Here is a 17877-nt window from a genome sequence, read left to right as displayed (position 1 = left end):
AGTAAGGGGTGCGCCTGCTGGTACTGCCCATAGTAATTCGATTAGTCACGGTTTCCCATCCCACGACGATGCCCCTGCAAGCCTCCCCCAATTCCCCCCTGAGTGAAGCTGTTGCCCAAGCGCCTTCTCCCACCCCCACATCAACCGGTGATGCCGGCTACGTTTACCTCATTGCGACCGTCGCGGCGCTTGGGGGCCTACTTTTTGGTTTCGATACGGCCATTATCAATGGAGCCCTGGTTTTTCTGAAGAAGGACTTTGGATTGACTGATGCGCAAACTGAGTTGGCCGCGAGCAGTATTCTGCTGGGGGCTGTAGCAGGGGCCGCCGTAGCAGGCTGGCTCACTGACCGCTATGGGCGTCGCCGCCTGCTATTTGGGGCAGCTCTGCTATTTACGTTGTCGGCGCTGGCGGCAGCAGTGCCGCGCACCCTCACCGAGTTTGTCATAGCTCGGCTGGCGGGCGGCCTCGCCATTGGCTTGGCCTCGTTGCTAGTGCCGCTGTATATCGCCGAAATTGCTCCGGCTCGCATCCGGGGGCTGCTGGTAACGCTAAATCAGCTGGCCATTGTTACGGGCATTCTGTTGGCTTATGTCGCCAGCTATTACCTGTCTGGGCTGGGGTTAGACTCCTGGCGCTGGATGTTTGCCTCGGCGGCGGTGCCCTCATTGCTCTTTATGGTTACGTTGCTGCTTGTACCCGAAAGCCCCCGCTGGCTGCTGGGCCAAGGGCGCGAAGCCGAAGCCGTAGGCACACTCACTCGCCTTAATGGCCCTGCTACTGCGGCCACTGAAACCGCCGAAATCCAGGCGGCTCTGGCGGCCGAACAGGGTGAAGAAGCAAACCTCTACCAGCCACGCCTGCGCCAACCGTTGCGCATTGCGGTGGTGCTGGCAGTGTTGCAGCAGATTACGGGTATCAACACAATTCTGTACTACGGCTCAATTATTTTCACTGAGCACAGTGGGCAGAGCGCCGCTTCTGCTATTGGGGCCAACGCCCTGATTGGAGGTATCAACTTCGTTGGAACCGTTGTCGCACTCTTTGTTATTGATAGGGTAGGGCGCAAGCCCTTACTACTGGTGGCTTCCGGGGGCATGACTCTGGCACTAGGCGCCCTGGTCGTAGCCATGCAGCTGGGCGCGCCAGGGCCGTGGCTGCTAGGGCTCATTATGCTCTACGTTGCCTGCTTCGCGGTCGGGCTTGGGCCGGGCGTGTGGGTAGTCATCACCGAAATCTTCCCGAATGCCGTGCGAGGGCGGGGGGCTTCCTTGGCTACGGTTGCCCTATGGATTGCCTGCACCATTGTCTCGTTTACGTTCCTCTCACTGGTAAAAGCTGCAGGGCTGGCTGGCGCGTTCGGACTCTACGCAGCACTATCGGCTTTCACGTTCCTGTTTGTTTGGCGGGCAGTGCCTGAAACTAAGGGCCGGACCTTGGAAGAGATTGAGCGCGGGTGGCATGGATAAGTGAAGGGATTAAGAATTAGTACTTACTGCAGATATTATTTTGTCTGTCTTAACCCGCAATCGTTTTAATAAAATTAATTATCTGTAAATCAATATTTTATATTTGTTAGTAAAATTTTTTTAAGTAAACTAGCTCAACGTTTTATGCTAGCTTAAACGTTTTAGCTATTATTACTGACGGTTAGACATATCTGGTCTCCTGTAGGCGATAATTTGATGACACTGTGTTGCTTGACCCTTCACACAGGTTTGAGCAATCATAGCACCGCGAAATAGGCCTGAGGCTAGTAAAAATTCACCTCATGCTTATTTAAATACCTTCTTACCCTAGCAGCACTAAGAATCACGGGCCTAGTAAAATAGCCCTGGTTTGCCAGGCCGCTGCCTTTTCCAACGTTACCGGGCCTCAGGTCCACAAGCAGCTCTGCTTTTTGCCTACCTACTGCTGAACCCCAGGGTAGGAGGGTAGATCAAGGCCGCATCCCGGTATTTCTTGCGTTTCCTGCCTTAATCCCACGGGCTGGTGCGTGACTCCTTCTGCTCTACATTCTTCATTTTTCCCACCCATCACATGGCAAACTATACTCGCTACGTGTCAATGGCAGTATTGCTAGGCGCCGTCCCCAGCGGTGCCAGCCGGGCCCAAGGGGCTTTTGCTTTTCAGAGCGCCCCGGCCCCTAAGCCAGCCTCCACGTTTCTATCTACCCCAGCTGCACTGGCCGATGTGACCGTTGCCGGCCGCGTAACGGATAGTAAGGGAGCAGGGCTCCCGGGGGTAACAATCGTGGTAAAAGGTACTACCCAGGGTACCAGCACCAACGCCGATGGCTACTTTACGTTGCAAGCGCCGGAAAATAGCGTGCTGGTATTCAGCTTTGTAGGATTCAGCCGCCGGGAGGTACCCGTGACCGGCGCTACCAGCGACCTAGCCGTAACCCTCGCCGACGACACACAAGCCCTGCAGGAAGTTGTGGTAGTCGGCTACGGCACCCAGCAGCGGGCCAACGTAACCGGAGCCATCAACACGGTGGGAGGTGCCACGCTGGAAAACCGCCCGGTAACCACAGTAGCCCAAGCCCTCCAGGGTTCTTCTCCTAACCTAACTATTCAGCAGAATAGTGCCGAGCCAGGAGCGGGGCTTAATATCAACATCCGGGGGGTAGGCACGCTAGGCAATGCCTCGCCACTTGTCATTGTTGATGGAATTCCCGGCTCACTTAATGCGCTCAATCCTAATGATATTGAGAGCGTGACTGTGCTCAAAGATGCCGCTTCGGCGGCCATCTATGGCTCCCGGGCAGCCAACGGCGTACTGCTGGTGACTACCAAGCAGGGAGTACTCAACCAGAAGCCAGTTGTTAGCTATAACACAGTAGTAGGCTGGCAATCCCCGAATTTCCAGCGCAAGCCCGTCACGGGCCTGGAGTTCATGCAGCTGAAGAATGAGGCTCTGATCAACTCGGGACAAGCCCCGCAGTTCTCCCCCCAGCAAATGCGCGACTTTGCTGCTCACGGAGACTATGAGTGGCACCTGGATAGAGTGCTCAAAAAGCAGGCGCTCCAGCAAAACCATAACTTGAGCGTCAGCGGCAGCTCGGGCAAAACGCGCTACTTGCTCTCCTTAGGCTACGTTGACCAGAACAGCTTGTTCTACGGCGACGACTTTGGGTTTAAGCGCCTGAATACTCGCCTCAACTTAACCACGCAGGTAACCGACCGGCTCAAGGTAGGAGCTATTTTCTCCTACGCTCACGTAGGAACTCGCGAGCATGCCTTTGACTCGCAATGGATTATCAGCGACGCGGCGCGCATTCCGGTTATTTACCCCGTGCAGGACGAGCAGGGCAACTACGTAACCCCGGCTACCTCGACCAGCAACTCAGCCAACCGGCTTCGGAACGGAGGCCTGCGCACTAACTCCAACGACAACGGCTACGCCAACCTGAACGCCGAGCTGGAGCTGTTCAAGGGTTTGAAGGTGCGCGGCGTGGTAGGCGGAGATTTGTGGAATTATCAGCTCGACGAGTTCACCCGCAGCCTGCAGTATGTGACCCTGGACGGTTCGCCTACGGCTGGCGGCGATGGCAATAACTCGGTGCAAAAGCGCAGCCAACGCACCCTGCTGACCAACTATCAGGCCGTGCTCAACTACGACCGGACGTTTGCCGAAAATCACAGCGTGCAGGCTCTGGTGGGTTACTCCACCGAACACTTCACCGACGACCGCCAGGGGGTTCGCGTCATCAACGTGCCGGGCAATGACTTTGGGGTAGTAAACAACGGTACTACCTACGCCGGCGTATTCGACCCCAGCGGTGGCTACCACCCCAATGGCACCTACGGCAACCAGGAGCAGTGGGCACTAAACTCCGTATTCGGACGACTGAACTACGCCTTCGCTGGTAAGTACCTCGTAGAGGGCAGCTTCCGCTACGACGGCTCCTCGCGGTTTGCCAGCAACAAGCGCTGGGGCTTCTTCCCGTCGGTTTCGCTGGGCTGGCGCCCGCTGGAAGAGCAGTTCCTGAGCTTTCTGCAGCCTACCTTCAGCGACCTGAAAGTGCGCGGCTCTTTAGGGCAGCTAGGCAACCAGAACATTGGCCTCTACCGATACCTGAGCACCGTAAGCCTGGCCCCAAGCACTTACTCTTTCGGCGGCATTCCGGTGTCGGGTTCCTATTTCAGCACTTCCAACGCCGATATTACCTGGGAAACGGCCACGATGGCTAACGTAGGCCTTGACGTGGGCTTTTTTAAGAATGCGTTGTCGTTCAGCGTCGACTACTTCGACAAGCGCACCAGCGACATTCTCATTGACCTGCCGGTAGCCGCCACCTTCGGGGCGGGTGCACCTACCCAGAACGCAGCCAAAGTGCGTAACCAAGGCTGGGAAGTAACAGCTACTTACCGGATGCGTACGGCCGGTGGCTTCAATCAGAGCCTGAGCCTGAACGCGGCGGATAGCCGCAATACCGTAACCGATACCAGGGGGGTAGAAACCATCCGGGGAGGCGACGCCTCAAACATCATCCGCGAAGGATTCCCCATCAACTCGTACTATGGCTACCGCACAAATGGCCTGTACCAGACGCTTGAAGAAGTAAACGCCGGACCCAAGCCTTCATTTGTAGCTCCGGGCACGGTGCGCCCCGGCGACATCCGCTACGTGGACCGCAACGGCGACGGGGTAATCAATCAGGATGACCGCTTTATTCTAGACAATCCCTTCCCTCGCTACACCTTTGGGGCTACGTACACGGCCGATTACAAAGGCTTTGATCTGTTGGTGTTCGTGCAGGGCGTAGGTAAGCGTAGCCTCTACATTCGGGGCGAAGGGGTAGAAGCTTTCCACAACAACTGGGAAAACGTATACCAGCAGCACCTCGACCGCTGGACGCCGACAAATCCTGATGCTGACTACCCCCGCCTGACCATTGGCACGGCCTCGACCAACAACAACCAGGGGTCAGACTACTGGCTGCAGAATGGTGCTTACGCCCGCCTGAAAAACGTGCAGCTGGGTTACACGCTACCTGCCTCACTGACCAAGAAGGCCGCAATTCAGCGCCTACGCATTTTTGCTTCGGGCCAGGATCTTTTTACTATCAGCCACTTAAAGGAAATCGGGTTTGACCCAGAAATCTCCGAGTTCAGCGAGAGTGTGGGCACCGGAGGAGGGCGAGGCAGCAGTGGCCGGGTGTATCCGGCTGTGCGGGTCATGACCCTCGGGCTTGATATTTCTCTTTAACCTCCACCTCCCACCCAGATGAATCGTAATTTCCGCTATATCGTACTGCTTGGGCTTGGACTAGGCTTTGGCTTTTCAGCCTGCCAGAAGCTGGACCTGCCGCCCACCGACCGTCCAACTGACGCCACGTTCTGGCAGCAGCCCTCCGACGCAGCCAACGTGCTGGCTACCTGCTACGAAAACCTGTATAACTCCGAGTATTTCTTCTTCAACGAAGTACTCTCGGATAATGCCTACAACAAGAGCGACGTGAACGGCTCGAATGCCCGCAACATCGCTGAAGGAGCCTACGGCACCAACCAGGAGCGCATTACCAACGAGTGGAGCTACCACTACAGCGGCATCCGCAAGTGCAACCAGCTGCTGGGCAACATCGACAAAATTCCTGGCTTGGATGCTGGGCTTAAGGCTCGCTACCAAGCAGAGGCCCGCGCCCTGCGTGCCTACCAGTACTTTCAGCTCCTGACCTGGTACGGCGACGTGCCACTGATTACCAGTGAAATCAGCGTTACTGAGGCGGCAAAAGTAACTCGCAACCCACGGGCCGAGGTGCTGGACTTCGTACTCAAGGAACTGGACGCGGCGGCCGCTGACCTTCCGCTGAACACAGCCTACGCTACCGAGGATCGTGGACGCTTCACCAAAGGAGCGGCGCTGGCCGTGAAAGCTCGGGTGCTGCTCTACGAGAGCCGCTGGGCCGAGGTGGCTGCCATCACGGAGCAACTGTTGAGTGGCCAGGTAGGCAGCTACAGTCTGTTTTCGAGCTATGCGGGTGTGTTCTCGCCCAACAACGAAGGCAACAGCGAAGTAATACTGGACCTGCAGTACCTGTTTCCTTCGCGCACACACTCGGAGCAGCGCTTCTTTATACCACGCACCGAGGGTAAGCTCATCAGCGCCATTGCCCCTACCCAGGAGTTGGTGGACAGCTATGTAATGGCCAACGGCAAAGCCATTACCGAGGCTGGGTCGGGCTATAATGAAGCTACTCCCTACGTGGGCCGCGACCCGCGCTTCGCGGCTACCCTGGTCTACGATGGCTACCGGTGGCAGCGTCCGGATGGGTCAAGCATCCTTATTCGCACCTTCCCCGGCACCGGTGATAACTCCGTGGACCGCGCCGATGCCAGCCCCACGGGCTATTACTCGGCCAAGTATTTCGACCCGACTGCCGACGCCAACCTTAACTCGGGTTTGAACCTGATTCTGATCCGGTACGCCGACGTGCTGCTCATGCATGCCGAAGCGAAAAATGAGTTGGGTCAGCTCAGCGCCGGCGAGTGGGACCGCACCATTGGGGCTCTGCGGCGCCGGGCAGGCTTCACCGATCCGGGCGCGCTAGCTTTCCCGGGAGGCGACAGAACCAGCCTGCAAGCTGTAGTGCGCCGTGAGCGCCGCACCGAACTGGCCATGGAAGGCTTGCGCATCTTCGACCTGCGTCGCTGGCGCACGGCTCAAACCGCGCTTAACGGCTTTGCGCACGGCATCAAAGTAGGGGACCCGAACGTGGATAATGGCTACATCCGCGTGGACCAACGCACGTTTGACCCCGGCCGGCACTACTTCTGGCCCGTGCCCCAGCGCGAGCGGGACATTAACCCCAGTCTCAGTCAAAATCCGGGCTGGTAGCCCTTCCCATCTGTTTTCCCACACTTCCTTGCTCTATAAATCATGAAACAATATTCCCACCCTCTGCTGCTGCTGCTGTTGCTCGTGAGTCTGCTCACCGGCTGCAAAAAGGATGACAAAGAACTCGACGAGACTATTACGCCAGTAGCCAACTACATTTCGCCCGCCGACAATGCCGTTATCAAACTCGATCCGCCCTCAAACGCGGCCGTGACTTTTGAGTGGGGCCAAGCCCGCGCTGCAGATGGCACGGTAGTTCTTTACGAGGTGCTATTTGACAAAGAGGGAGGTAACTTCTCTGCACCCGTTTATAGCGTAGTATCCGGAACGAACGGCCTGGACACCAAGCTGGTGCTGAGCCACGGGGACCTGAACAAAATTGCTAATCTGGCCGGTATTCCTGCTCAGGCACAAGGCAAGTTGAAGTGGACGGTGAATGCCTCCAAAGGTCTGAACGTAATGGCTGCCGCTGCTGCACGCACCATGACGGTAGAGCGCCCCGCAGGCTTCTCTGTTATCCCCGGTAACCTGTACCTGACGGGTTCTGGCACCGAGGCAGGGGCCACGCTCAGCGAGGCCATGCCCTTCAAGCGCGTTTCGGCAGGCGTGTTTGAGCTATATACCAAACTCTCGCCCGGCGAAGTAAAAATGGTGGACCAGACCACTGGAACGCCCACGGCCTACTACATCAACGGCAACAAACTGCTGCAAGGTAACGACGCCACCAGCCCCGCTATGGCACCCGCGGTGTACCGCATTACCCTCGATTTCAACAATGGCTCAGCTATCCTCACCGAGATTCAATCGGTAGGCCTGTGGATTTCGGCTCAGAATAAGGTAACGGTAACCCTACCCTACGTAGGCAAAGGGGTATGGAAAGTCGAAAACACACCCATCGAGTTCTTCCAGTTTGACTGGGGCCGCGACGAGCGTTACAAATTCATCTTCTCTGAAAAAGATATGGCGGGCACCGTGACGGCCCGGCAGTATGGTAGCACCAATACCGACAATACGCCGCCTACGGCTACCACGGCCGCGGCCTACTATAACCTGGTTCCGGTAGCCGATAATCAGTGGAACAACACCTTCAAGTTTATCGGAACGGCAGACCGGAAGAGCGTGGATATCATGGTTATGATGCAGCCTGCTGCCTACACCCACCAGGTGACTGTGCGCTAAGGTGATAAGCGCCTTTTTCAAGGTTTTACTTACAATTCTATGCTTTTCCTCCGAGGCCATGCCCGCCTGCTGCTAGGGTTGCTGCTCCTAGCCGCCTGCAACGAGCCCGTCGATGATATGATTACCCCTCCGGCCCCAAAGCCAGAGGTAACGACGGCCAACTGGAACGCCCGCGCCGATTCGGCGCAGACGGCTCTCCATCAGTACTTCTGGGCAAACCAGTATTACCAGCAAGACAATCTCGGAAAGACGAGATTTCATTACTGGTGGCAGGCCCACGGCCTCGATGTGCTGCTTGATGGCTACCAGCGCACCAGTGCCCAAGACTACATCACCAAGATGCAGCAGCTTCAGCAGGGGGCCAAAAAGCAGAATGGCAATACGTACCTGAACACGTTCTATGACGATATGGCCTGGCACGCGCTGGCTAACCTGCGCGCTTTCCAGGTCACGAAGGACCAGTCGTACAAAGCCACAGCCCTGCTGCTCTGGGCCGACCTCAAGAATGGCTGGAGTACTAGCCAAGGCGGTGGCATTGCGTGGAATAAGGACCAGCTCGACTACAAGAATACTCCGGCCAACGCTCCGGTGGCCATTCTGGCCGCTCGCCTCTACCAACTCGACCGCAACCCCGACGACCTGGCCTGGGCAACCAAGATTTACGAGTGGCAGAAAAAGACCTTGGTCGATCCTACTACAGGCGCCGTCTGGGATGGGATAAATCGCCAGGGCAACGGACAGATAGACCGAGACTGGCGCTTTACCTACAACCAGGGTGTGTTTCTGGGGGCAGGCTTGGAGCTGTACCACGCAACCCAGCAAAGCACCTACCTCGACGATGCCAACCGCACGGCAGGCTACGTAGTCAATGACAGCCAGCTCTCCCCCGGGGGGATTCTGCGCGACGAAGGGGGCATGGATGGAGGGTTGTTCAAAGGCATACTCGTGCGTTACCTGTCGCTGCTGGCCACCGAGCCCGCTGTGCCCGCTGCTACGCGCGCCCGGTACGTGTCGTTTCTCAAGTTCAACGGCGAGAGCTTGTACAAGCAAGGCATGCGCCGGCCTCAATATCTGTTCAATACCAGCTGGACGACCCAGCCGGGCGGAACCGTGGACGGCTCGACGCAACTGAGTGGGGTAATGATGTTTGAGGTGATGGCCGACCTGCAGGCCCGCAAGCTCTTGTAGGTAAAAGTCCCGAGTTCTATGCTGGCGGCAAAAGCAGTCAGGCCGCGCTGTGGGGCGCGGCCTGGTTCGTCCGCGTCCGGTAGTGGGAGCCGGGCGCGGACCTTTTGCCAGCGCCTACCACTCTTAAAATTTTGGTATGAAAGTGTCTTTTGTGGGCGGCGTGCTGCCCCTGGTATTGCTGTTAACGGGAGCTGAAGCCCGGGCGCAGAATGTGCTCAAGTACGTAAACCCTAACATTGGCACGGCGCACAGCCGGTGGTTTTTCTACACCCCGGCGGCTGTGCCCTACGGCATGGCCAAGCTGGCGCCCTCCACCAACGGCCACTACGGCAACGCGTCCGGCTGGGAAGCAGTAGGGTATGACACCCGTCAGAACTCCATCGAGGGGTTTGTACACTTTCACGAGTGGCAGGTAGGCGGCGTAAGTTTTATGCCCACCACGGGCGAGCTGCGCGTGAAGCCCGGCGACCTAGAGGGCCCCGCTACTGGTTACCGCTCGCGTTTCGACCGTAAAAATCAGGTGGCCGAGCCAGGTTACTACCGTGTGCTGCTCGACGACTATGGCATCACCGCTGAACTGACGGCAACCAAGCGGGTAGGATTTCACCGCTACACTTTCCCTAAGAACGACCAAGCTCACCTTATTCTCGACATTGGCAATACGCAGGGCGAGAGTGGGGAAGTGACCGACGCTAGCATCCGGATGGTGGACGCCACGCACGTAGAGGGCTTCGTGAGTACCTACCCCAAGTACGTAAAGACGTATGACCCCGCCGGCAAGGTGAACATGTATTTCTTTGGGGAAATCAGCAAGGCGCCCGCCAGCGTGGGGGCCTTCACTACCGCAGGAACCCAGCCCAATACGAAATCGGCTACGGGTAAGGGCGCAGGCTTATTTCTCAATTACCAAACCACCGCTCAGGAAAAGATTGAGCTGAAGGTCGGCCTTTCGTACACTTCTATTGCCAATGCCAAGGCTAACCTGTTAGCTGAAGCTCGTAGCCTTACCTTCGACCAGGCCCGCACCGCCGCGCAGTCTACCTGGCAGCGCGAGCTGGGCAAAATCACGGTGGAAGGCCCCGATGAGCAAAACAAGACCAAGTTCTATACCGGCCTGTTTCATGCCCTGCTGGGGCGCGGCGTTGCCAGCGACGTGAACGGCGACTACCCCCGCCACGCCGGCCAAGTAGGCAAGCTGGTGGCCAGCGGCCCTGGACCTAAGCCCGAGTTCATTAACACCGATGCTATCTGGGGCGGTTATTGGAATCTGACGCAGCTATGGGCACTGTCCTACCCCGAGTGGTACGGCAACTTCGTGAACACCCAACTGCAAGTGTACCGCGACCGGGGCTGGTTTGGCGACGGCTTGGCGAACAGCCAATACGTTTCGGGGGTAGGCACCAACTTTGTGGGGCTAGCCGTGGCGGCTGCCTACCAAGCAGGTATCCGCAACTACGATGTGAACCTGGCTTACCAAGCCGTCCGCGCTAACGAGCTAGACTACCGCAACCGCCCATTTGGCTCAGGTAAAATGGACGTGAAAGCCTTTACCCAATACGGCTACGTGCCTTTCAAAGAAGGCTACAAGGAAGATAAAGGAGTATGGTTCAAGACGGATTCGACTGGCGCCTACTTCTCCAACTCGCATACCCTGGAATACAGCTACAGCGCCTTTGCTGCTGCGCAAATGGCGAAGTCGCTAGGCAAAAAAGCCGATTATGAGCAGCTACTTAAGCTGTCCAATGGTTGGAAAGCCATTCTGAACCCGCAGAATAAGCTTATGCAGCCTAAGTTGGCCGATGGCACCTTCGCAAGCAACTTCAAGCCCTTTGAGCCGTGGCGCGGTTTTCAGGAAGGCAATGCCATGCAGTACACCTTCTACGTACCTCAGAACCCTGCCGGGCTTATTGCGGCCCTAGGGCGTGATAAGTTTAACAACCGCCTCGACAGCATCTTTACGGCCTCGGCCAAAACGGGCTTCGGGGGCGGCAAAGAGATAGATGCCTTCGCCGGCGTTAACGCTATCTACAACCACGGCAACCAACCGTGCCTGCACATCAGCTGGCTGTTCAACTTCTCAGGCCAGCCCTGGCTGACGCAGAAGTGGACCCGCCAGATCTGCGACGAGTTCTACGGCACCGAGCCCATTCACGGGTATGGCTACGGCCAGGATGAGGACCAAGGGCAGCTGGGTTCTTGGTACGTAATTACTGCGCTAGGCTTGTTTGATGTGAAGGGCTTCACCGATGCCCGGCCTATCATTGAGTTGGGTAGCCCGATTTTCAGCAAGTCCACCATTCAGTTGGGCAACCAGAAGAAGCTGGTAATCGAAGCCAAGAACACCTCCAAGCAAAACGTGTACGTGCAATCGGCGGAGCTAAATGGTAAACCACTCACCAATTGCTGGCTTTACCGTGATGAACTAATGAAGGGCGGACGACTTGTATTCACGATGGGACCTCAGCCCAACAAAGCCTGGGGTACCAAGACCCCGCCACCATCAGTGCAGTAGAGCTACTGCTGGCTTTATGATGAAAGCTCAGCAGTGTGCATGAGCGCAGACTTGCTACTTCCGAACTCCGGATAGTATCAGGTGCAAATACAGATGCCGCGAAAGCAGGACCTTCTGCCCTTCACAGGGGGTAGGTTTTGCTTTCGCGGCATCTTGCTGAAAGGTAGTCCAAGTTGGCCGTTACGCACTCGGATATGAAGTGCGATGGGTGCATCTGTAAAATAATCAGCGTGTTACTGGTCGGAGGAGTTATACTGCTCGGGAGAGGTAGTCTTGAAGCTGATCTTAGTACCTTCGGCATTGACAAACTGCTGTGGTACCGCCGAGCTGGTGCGACGATAAGTTTCATCGGCCGACACGCTATGACCAAATCCGCATTCGTCGTAGCCCTGCTCGGTTTCAATCACAACCTGTTCGGGGGCAAAGACTAGGCGCAGGCGGCAACCTAGGGAGTCGTAATCTTCCTTAAACGAGCACCGGCCTACGCCCCCACGCACCACCGCTCGCCGATACAACTGACCTAGGTTAAAAGAAGGCGGCCCGTTGCTCACATCCAGCGACAGCAGCACCGTAGAGTCAGTTTCGGGGTACACCAGGAGCGTACCGCCGGCCTGCTCCCGCGTCGTATCGCCCCAGTTGTATTCGCCGGCGTACGAGGCTGTTTGCAGGGTAGCACGCGGTGCGGCAGGGGAGGTAGGCGGAGGGGCAGTAGCCGGTTTTTGGGCAGATTGGTCGGTGGTCTCAGTACAGGCTCCTAGGGCAGCCAGCAGCAGAACAGAGCAGGTAGATAAGCGAATCATTGGAAAGGAAATCGGAAGCAAGTTTAGTTATGCTGCGTAGGAAGTTCCAACTCAGCGTACGTGAGGCGCACCCGGCTGGCAGCCTCAGCTACGTCCGAGTTCGGGTCGGGGTCGGCGTGTGCTTGCTGCAACACCACGTGGCGGGCATCGCGCCAGCGGGCGGCCCGCGGCCCCCAGGCCGACAAGTCACGCGACCAGACGAGTTGCGGGGCGGCACTGTCGCAACGGTAAAGGCTGAGGTTGGTAGGCGTGCCGCCGCTGGTTACGTCCTCGCACACGCTGAGCAGGTAGCGCCCATCGGGCGAGATGCTGGGCGCGCCCAGCAGACTGGTGCGGCGGCCGGTGCGCTGGTCCACCAGCAGCACGGCCGGACCCTCATCGGTAGCCACGTCAATCACCCATTGGTGGGCCTGGGGTAGGCTGCCCCAGTAGTAGTAGGCATTGTCGTTGCCCTCCGGCCCGTCGGGCGAGGGTACGGGGGTAAGCGTAACGGTCGGCCCCTGGGTGGGACGCAGCACCAGCAGTTCGCCCTGGCGTTGCACCCGGCCATCGGCGGGCAGTGGGGCATCGGGCACGTTCGACTGGTTTTCCTGGTCGCTGGGTCGGGTGGGCAGCGGGCCGGCGGGTAGCCTGGCAAAATTGGCCTCCGTGCTAGCACGCAGCTGCAAAATACCCGCCCGGTGGCCCAGCGAATCGGCTACGTGCAGCGTATCGGCGGTAGCCCTTGCCGTGGAATTTTCAGCAACTGAAGTAGTTGACGGTTGCTGACGGGTAGTTGTGCTAGTGGGCTGGTCAGGTTGGCAGGCCGACAGACCTAACGCGGAACTACTTAGCAGCGCAGCCATGTAAAAGCAAGCTGGTTTCCTCATAAACTGATGAAATTTCAAAGGGACATAAGCGGCTCAGCCGAAGCCGACAGTGTTGTTAGCTCGTCAGGCGATACAAACTCGCGACCGTCGCCATTTTCAGTTTCGGGCTGCGGCTTGAAATTGGCTAGGTAATCGATGCGGTAACAGAAGCACTGGTTGCGGTAAGTTTTGTATGCGGGCAGTGTCAGGCCAGCTAGAGCCAAGGTCCCACCGAACAGCAATGGCTTGGTCATTAGCAACTTTGCAGTTGGAAAGAAATGGTGGCCGGGTCGGAGCCATCTACGCAGAAATAAAGAAGACCCGAGTCGCCCCAGGCGAAGTCCTCCGTGCTATCAAACTGTAGCCAGAATGTGCCCGTGGGGTAGGCCCCTTGCAGCCACTGCGCGTAGCCGCCCACCCAGGAGCCCAAGTCGGGCTCGCCGGACAGTTCGGTCACAGCCTGACGGTAGGCCTTACGCCAGTTTTTGGGGCGAAGCTGCTCACACAACATCTGAAGTTCAGGAGCCAGGTCGGGTAGCTCGTCAACGTCGGGTAGGGACGGCACGGCCTGGGTGCGGATGTGGCTGAAGCCTATAGTCGGCAGCTCGGCCGGGCGGAGCACTTGGGCCATCAGTTCGGGGCGCAGGCGGGGGTATACTTTTAACCTATAATCGCGCGGGTCGCCGTCGTCAAATGGCAGCTCGCCCCAGTGATAGTTCTGGTAAAATTGCACTACCTGCGCCTCGAAGGGCCAGGGCATGGTTCCGTCGGGGTTTACCAGTTGAAAAATCAGCTCCAGGGGCTGGCCCGTATCGGGGTTGATAGGCCAGGTTTCGCCCACTTCGAAGTACGGGTCGCCTCCAATATGCGAGAGTAGCTGTGAGGCGGCAGGGCGTTGTTTGGTCGGCTCTATCAATAATTGCTGTTTGGTGCGCAGTAAGCTCTGTAATTGGGCGCGGAGCTGCTCACTAAGCAAAGGTTCAGAAGTCATAAGATTAACGAAGCGAATACATGCGCAGAACGAAGCGGCTAGTTCATTAAAAAAAGCACTGGTACTGGGTGTAAGGGGGATACGCCCCACTGCTCTGGGGTAGGAGGTCCACTTAGCGGGACAGTGGTAGTGCCATGTATGTTTTGGGCGCGTCGTCAGGCATTTCGCCATGGGCATTGAGGTGGCACACCTTCAGACTAGCGTTACCAGAACTGGCAAAGCTGTAAAATCCTTCGACAGGGTGTTGGGCCAGCATTTCCAGGAAAGCCGCTTGGGTAGCCTGCATTAGCTGCTGTTTCAGGCTCTGAAAGTCAAACGAAACCGTCATGCTGGCAAACTAAGCAATAGGCAGTAAAGAGGACCCAAAGAAGCGGCTACTCCTGGTAAATATTAAACTTGGCCAGCGGCACCCGGCCGAAGTTTTTGGCAGTAGTGGCGGTGCTAGTGCCATGCTCAGGGTCAAGGGCGTGAAACCGCTCATTACCGTCGCGGTGCAGCAGCCAGCTACGCGAAGCAGCATCGTAGCGGAAGGTGACGTAGCGCGTCCAGCGGTGGGCGCTGCCGCCGTAGTGCTCCACCGTGAAATAGCCCTTTTTGACGGCCAAGCCCACGAACGGGTCGCCCATCATGCCGCCGCAGTCCACGCAATACACGGCATTATCGGAGCGGGCCGCCAGAGTATAGGAGCCGCCCGCGCCACCCACAAACAGCAATAAAGGGCGCTTGGTGGGGTGGTCCACTACATCGGAAGTTTGCTTTTCATCGGGCTTGTTTAGCACTACTACCCAGTCAGGTAAGGCGTCACGGTTCAGGTCACCTTGCACAGCGTCCAGCACTTCGTAGCCAGCAGGCAGCGCCCGGCGAATGGCGGCAGGCAAAGCGGGAGTAGAAGGTGCCTGGGGCGGGGTAGCAGAGAGCAACAGGCTCAGGCAATACAAAAGCAGCATAGCAGGGACGGGAAGCGAGTAACATTACAAAACAAAGTCGATATCAACCATGCGGATGATGTGGGGGCCGTGTCGGGGGTACTCTTTCTGCTTGCCTAGGTGCTTGGGGCGCCCGCCGTGGGCAGCCAAGCTCGCGGCTACGGCCGTAGTCAGCGCGGCTGTGTCGGTGTAGCGCAGGGGCTGACCGCCCACGCCCTGCCGACCGTTGCTGAAAAACACCATCAGGTTCACTTGGGGCGTGATTATGTAGTCGTAATAATACAGCACGTCGAGGTTGAATTGCTCGCACAGCGCGGCCAGAGTGGTTAGAAAGTCGGGCTGCCGGACTAGCGGCAGGTGGCAGTCGAGGCGGAGGAGGGCCACCTCGGCCCGGTGTTTTTGGGGGCCTGCAGCCACAGCCTGCAGCACTGGGTTGTAGCGGTAGGGTGGGGTAGGGTCCTGGGGCTCAGCCAGGCGAAGCAGCGGCGTATCGGTCGGCAGCGGCTCAGCGGTGGGCGTAGCCTGCTGCTGGTGTAGCACTTGTTCCAGCTCCTGGGCTACATGAAAGGTATAGTCAGTCAGGGCGTAGTCGCCCAGGGTGAGGCGCAGTTGGGTAGTGTGCGCGTAGGCAAACAGGTAGCCATCAGGGTAGCGTGCTGCTACGGCGCGCACCTGGGCCAGCAGGGCCGCCGGGTCAGGGGCCTGCACGGTCACGGTCAGCTCGGCTGGGCCGTCGGCGTGCCCGCCAAAGCCTGGGCAGAAGCGGAAGAAATCGAAACGGTACAAGTCCTCTGGGAAACCATAGTACCAGTATACGCCAAGCAGCATAAGCGCGCAGAAAACGTCGGGTAGCTCAACCAGTACGTTTCCTGCTTAGCCCGCGTTGGGGCGGTGCAAACCGATTTGTACGAAGTTATCGGTTCTGACGAGAGCCCAGCGTACTATAATTAAGGTCCGTCATCTATCAATAAACACGCTCTTTTACCAGCTGCTACCCGCGCCGCCACCACCCGATGAACCACCGCTGCTGGTGCTCCGGCCCGAGCTAGAGCTGTCTGAGCTACTGCTCCATGATGACGAGGACGAACTGCTAGAAGATGAGCTCCGGGTAGGGCTGGATAGCTGCGGAATAACCTCCCGGGTTTTTACTTCGTGCTGGCAGAAGCGGCACTTTTCTATTCGCCACCCCCAGCCGGCAGCGCTGGTTGTAGCCGCTTGCTCCACTCGCAGCCGGCCCGGTGCAAACGTGCGGTGGTGGCAGGCCGGACAGACGCTGGCCTCGCTTTCGGGGTTGGGGTAGGGTAGGCGCAGGTGGTGGCCGTTGGCACATTCCCACACGTCGTAGTCTATTGCCCGGATTCTTTCTTCGGCCTGCTGGCCCGGTTCCAGGTGACCTTTTTCCGTTTCGTTATCCAACTTGTGCATCGGTAGCTCACACTCGGGGCAGGCAAAGGGCGCGTCGCGCAGCTGCGCCAAATGGCGGCGGTAACAAGGCCAGTACAGAGCCAGCCCCACCGGAAACAGATAGGCCGTGAAAGCCAGTCCCTGGTGTGCCGTTTGTAGCTGTCCGTACGCTTCGGGCCGGTCTGTGGGGGCCACGGGGCGCCGTGCCCGCCGGTACTGCCATCCAAAATAGCCGTGTAAGTACAGTAGCGGCAGTCCGTAAATCAGCACAAAAAATAGCTCGGTAGCCAGTGCCCCCTGCAAGGCCGGCACGACCAGGGCTAGCAGCAACCCAAGGGGTAGCAGCACCAGCCAGCCACGCCCGCGCAGGTCCCGGGTGGTACAGTACCACAGCACCAGATAGAGCACTAGCGCCAGCAGCGCAACCGTCAGGGTGCCAATGGGTAGGCCGGGTTCAGGTGGGGCGTAATTATAGGTTTGGTCTTCGCCCGGCAGGGCCGTTTCCAGCGGGTCATCAGCGTCGGGTAGGCCGGATTCCGCCATTATTGACCGCTGCAGGCTGTCAAGGTAGAACTTAGTCGAGTCATCGGCGGTAGCCAGCCGAGGCCGGGCAAGGGGGGCGGCAGGACGCAGCCGCCTGATGATGGCCGCCACACCTTGCTGCACAGCCCGGTCGTAGTCGCCGGCCTGGGCTGGCTCCAGCATGTAGCGCTGCTGAATGCGGTAGCAGATAATGTCGGGTAGGTCGGCTTCTAGGCCATAGCCTGTTTCAAACTCCACCCGGCGCTGGTCGAGCACAAGCAGCATCAGCAGACCATTGTTCGTGTCTTTGCGGCCGATTTTCCACTTATTAAACAGCGCTGTGGCGGCCGTTTTGGGCACTGTTTCCCCCAGGCTGCGCACCAGCACCACATCAATATGCGCCCGGCCGCTGCGGTCAAGGCTGTCGAGGCGGGCATTGAGGCTGGAGGCCGTGCTGGGGCTCAGCACCCTATCAGGGTCACTAACATACGTTTCGCCCAGCGTTTTGGGGTCAGGAATAGCCGTGAGGTAGTTTTCGGCCGTGATGCGGCGAGCGGGTTCCGGCGACTCGCAGCCAACCAGTAACCCCACACCCACCAGCCAGCAAACAAAATATCGAAGCATACATAACGCGTAAGAAGGCCCAAGCTGCCTGCGGGTTATC

At 58.0% G+C, this 17877-nt stretch carries 14 protein-coding genes; 6 read left to right on the top strand and 8 right to left on the bottom strand.

Annotated elements, in window-relative coordinates; all coding sequences use genetic code 11:
- Positions 1 to 68 precede the first annotated feature (68 nt).
- The 6 genes from DNI29_RS17855 to DNI29_RS17830 all read left to right on the top strand — a co-directional run bounded on the left by DNI29_RS17855 (position 69) and on the right by DNI29_RS17830 (position 11722).
- Positions 69 to 1469, top strand: coding sequence for a sugar porter family MFS transporter (locus DNI29_RS17855; protein ID WP_110979502.1), 1401 nt, complete (start codon positions 69 to 71; stop codon positions 1467 to 1469).
- A 571-nt stretch (positions 1470 to 2040) separates the two neighbouring features.
- Positions 2041 to 5214 (top strand): SusC/RagA family TonB-linked outer membrane protein, encoded by a 3174-nt coding sequence (locus DNI29_RS17850; protein ID WP_110979501.1) that lies wholly within the window; start codon positions 2041 to 2043, stop codon positions 5212 to 5214.
- Between the two features lie 18 nt (positions 5215 to 5232).
- Complete coding sequence (locus DNI29_RS17845; protein WP_110979500.1) at positions 5233 to 6843, top strand: RagB/SusD family nutrient uptake outer membrane protein; 1611 nt, start codon at positions 5233 to 5235, stop codon at positions 6841 to 6843.
- Between the two features lie 42 nt (positions 6844 to 6885).
- Positions 6886 to 8022, top strand: a complete 1137-nt coding sequence (locus DNI29_RS17840; RefSeq protein ID WP_110979499.1) for a SusE domain-containing protein — start codon at positions 6886 to 6888, stop codon at positions 8020 to 8022.
- 39 nt (positions 8023 to 8061) lie between these two features.
- Entirely contained in the window at positions 8062 to 9210 is a 1149-nt protein-coding gene (locus DNI29_RS17835) for a glycoside hydrolase family 76 protein (RefSeq protein WP_202910513.1), read from the top strand.
- 136 nt (positions 9211 to 9346) lie between these two features.
- The gene (locus DNI29_RS17830) at positions 9347 to 11722 is read left to right on the top strand and encodes a GH92 family glycosyl hydrolase (RefSeq protein ID WP_110979498.1); all 2376 of its coding nucleotides are present in this window, start codon (positions 9347 to 9349) and stop codon (positions 11720 to 11722) included.
- A gap of 233 nt (positions 11723 to 11955) precedes the next feature.
- Here the strand turns inward: DNI29_RS17830 and DNI29_RS17825 are convergent, their stop codons facing one another.
- From DNI29_RS17825 to DNI29_RS17795, 8 genes are all read right to left on the bottom strand, one after another.
- On the bottom strand, positions 11956 to 12522 hold the full coding sequence (locus DNI29_RS17825; RefSeq protein WP_110979497.1) for a hypothetical protein: 567 nt from the start codon (positions 12520 to 12522) through the stop codon (positions 11956 to 11958).
- A 23-nt stretch (positions 12523 to 12545) separates the two neighbouring features.
- Complete coding sequence (locus DNI29_RS17820; protein WP_110979496.1) at positions 12546 to 13367, bottom strand: hypothetical protein; 822 nt, start codon at positions 13365 to 13367, stop codon at positions 12546 to 12548.
- Positions 13368 to 13405: 38 nt separating this feature from the next.
- The gene (locus DNI29_RS17815) at positions 13406 to 13624 is read right to left on the bottom strand and encodes a hypothetical protein (RefSeq protein WP_110979495.1); all 219 of its coding nucleotides are present in this window, start codon (positions 13622 to 13624) and stop codon (positions 13406 to 13408) included.
- Positions 13624 to 14361: a DUF1963 domain-containing protein gene (locus DNI29_RS17810; protein ID WP_162303654.1), complete on the bottom strand. Its 738-nt coding sequence runs from the start codon at positions 14359 to 14361 to the stop codon at positions 13624 to 13626. The genes DNI29_RS17815 and DNI29_RS17810 overlap by 1 nt, the downstream gene beginning before the upstream one ends.
- A 112-nt stretch (positions 14362 to 14473) precedes the next feature.
- On the bottom strand, positions 14474 to 14689 hold the full coding sequence (locus DNI29_RS24220) for a hypothetical protein (protein WP_123823308.1): 216 nt from the start codon (positions 14687 to 14689) through the stop codon (positions 14474 to 14476).
- A gap of 46 nt (positions 14690 to 14735) precedes the next feature.
- Entirely contained in the window at positions 14736 to 15308 is a 573-nt protein-coding gene (locus DNI29_RS17805; protein WP_110979493.1) for a nucleoside/nucleotide kinase family protein, read from the bottom strand.
- Positions 15309 to 15332: 24 nt separating this feature from the next.
- On the bottom strand, positions 15333 to 16115 hold the full coding sequence (locus tag DNI29_RS17800; protein WP_110979492.1) for a hypothetical protein: 783 nt from the start codon (positions 16113 to 16115) through the stop codon (positions 15333 to 15335).
- Between the two features lie 153 nt (positions 16116 to 16268).
- The gene (locus DNI29_RS17795) at positions 16269 to 17837 is read right to left on the bottom strand and encodes a TPM domain-containing protein (RefSeq protein ID WP_110979491.1); all 1569 of its coding nucleotides are present in this window, start codon (positions 17835 to 17837) and stop codon (positions 16269 to 16271) included.
- Positions 17838 to 17877 lie beyond the last annotated feature (40 nt).

The sequence above is a fragment of the Hymenobacter sediminis genome, assembly GCF_003231285.1.
GTDB lineage: Bacteria > Bacteroidota > Bacteroidia > Cytophagales > Hymenobacteraceae > Hymenobacter > Hymenobacter sediminis.
Note: the sequence above shows the minus strand (reverse complement) of the source record. Positions and strands in the feature narration are given on the sequence as shown.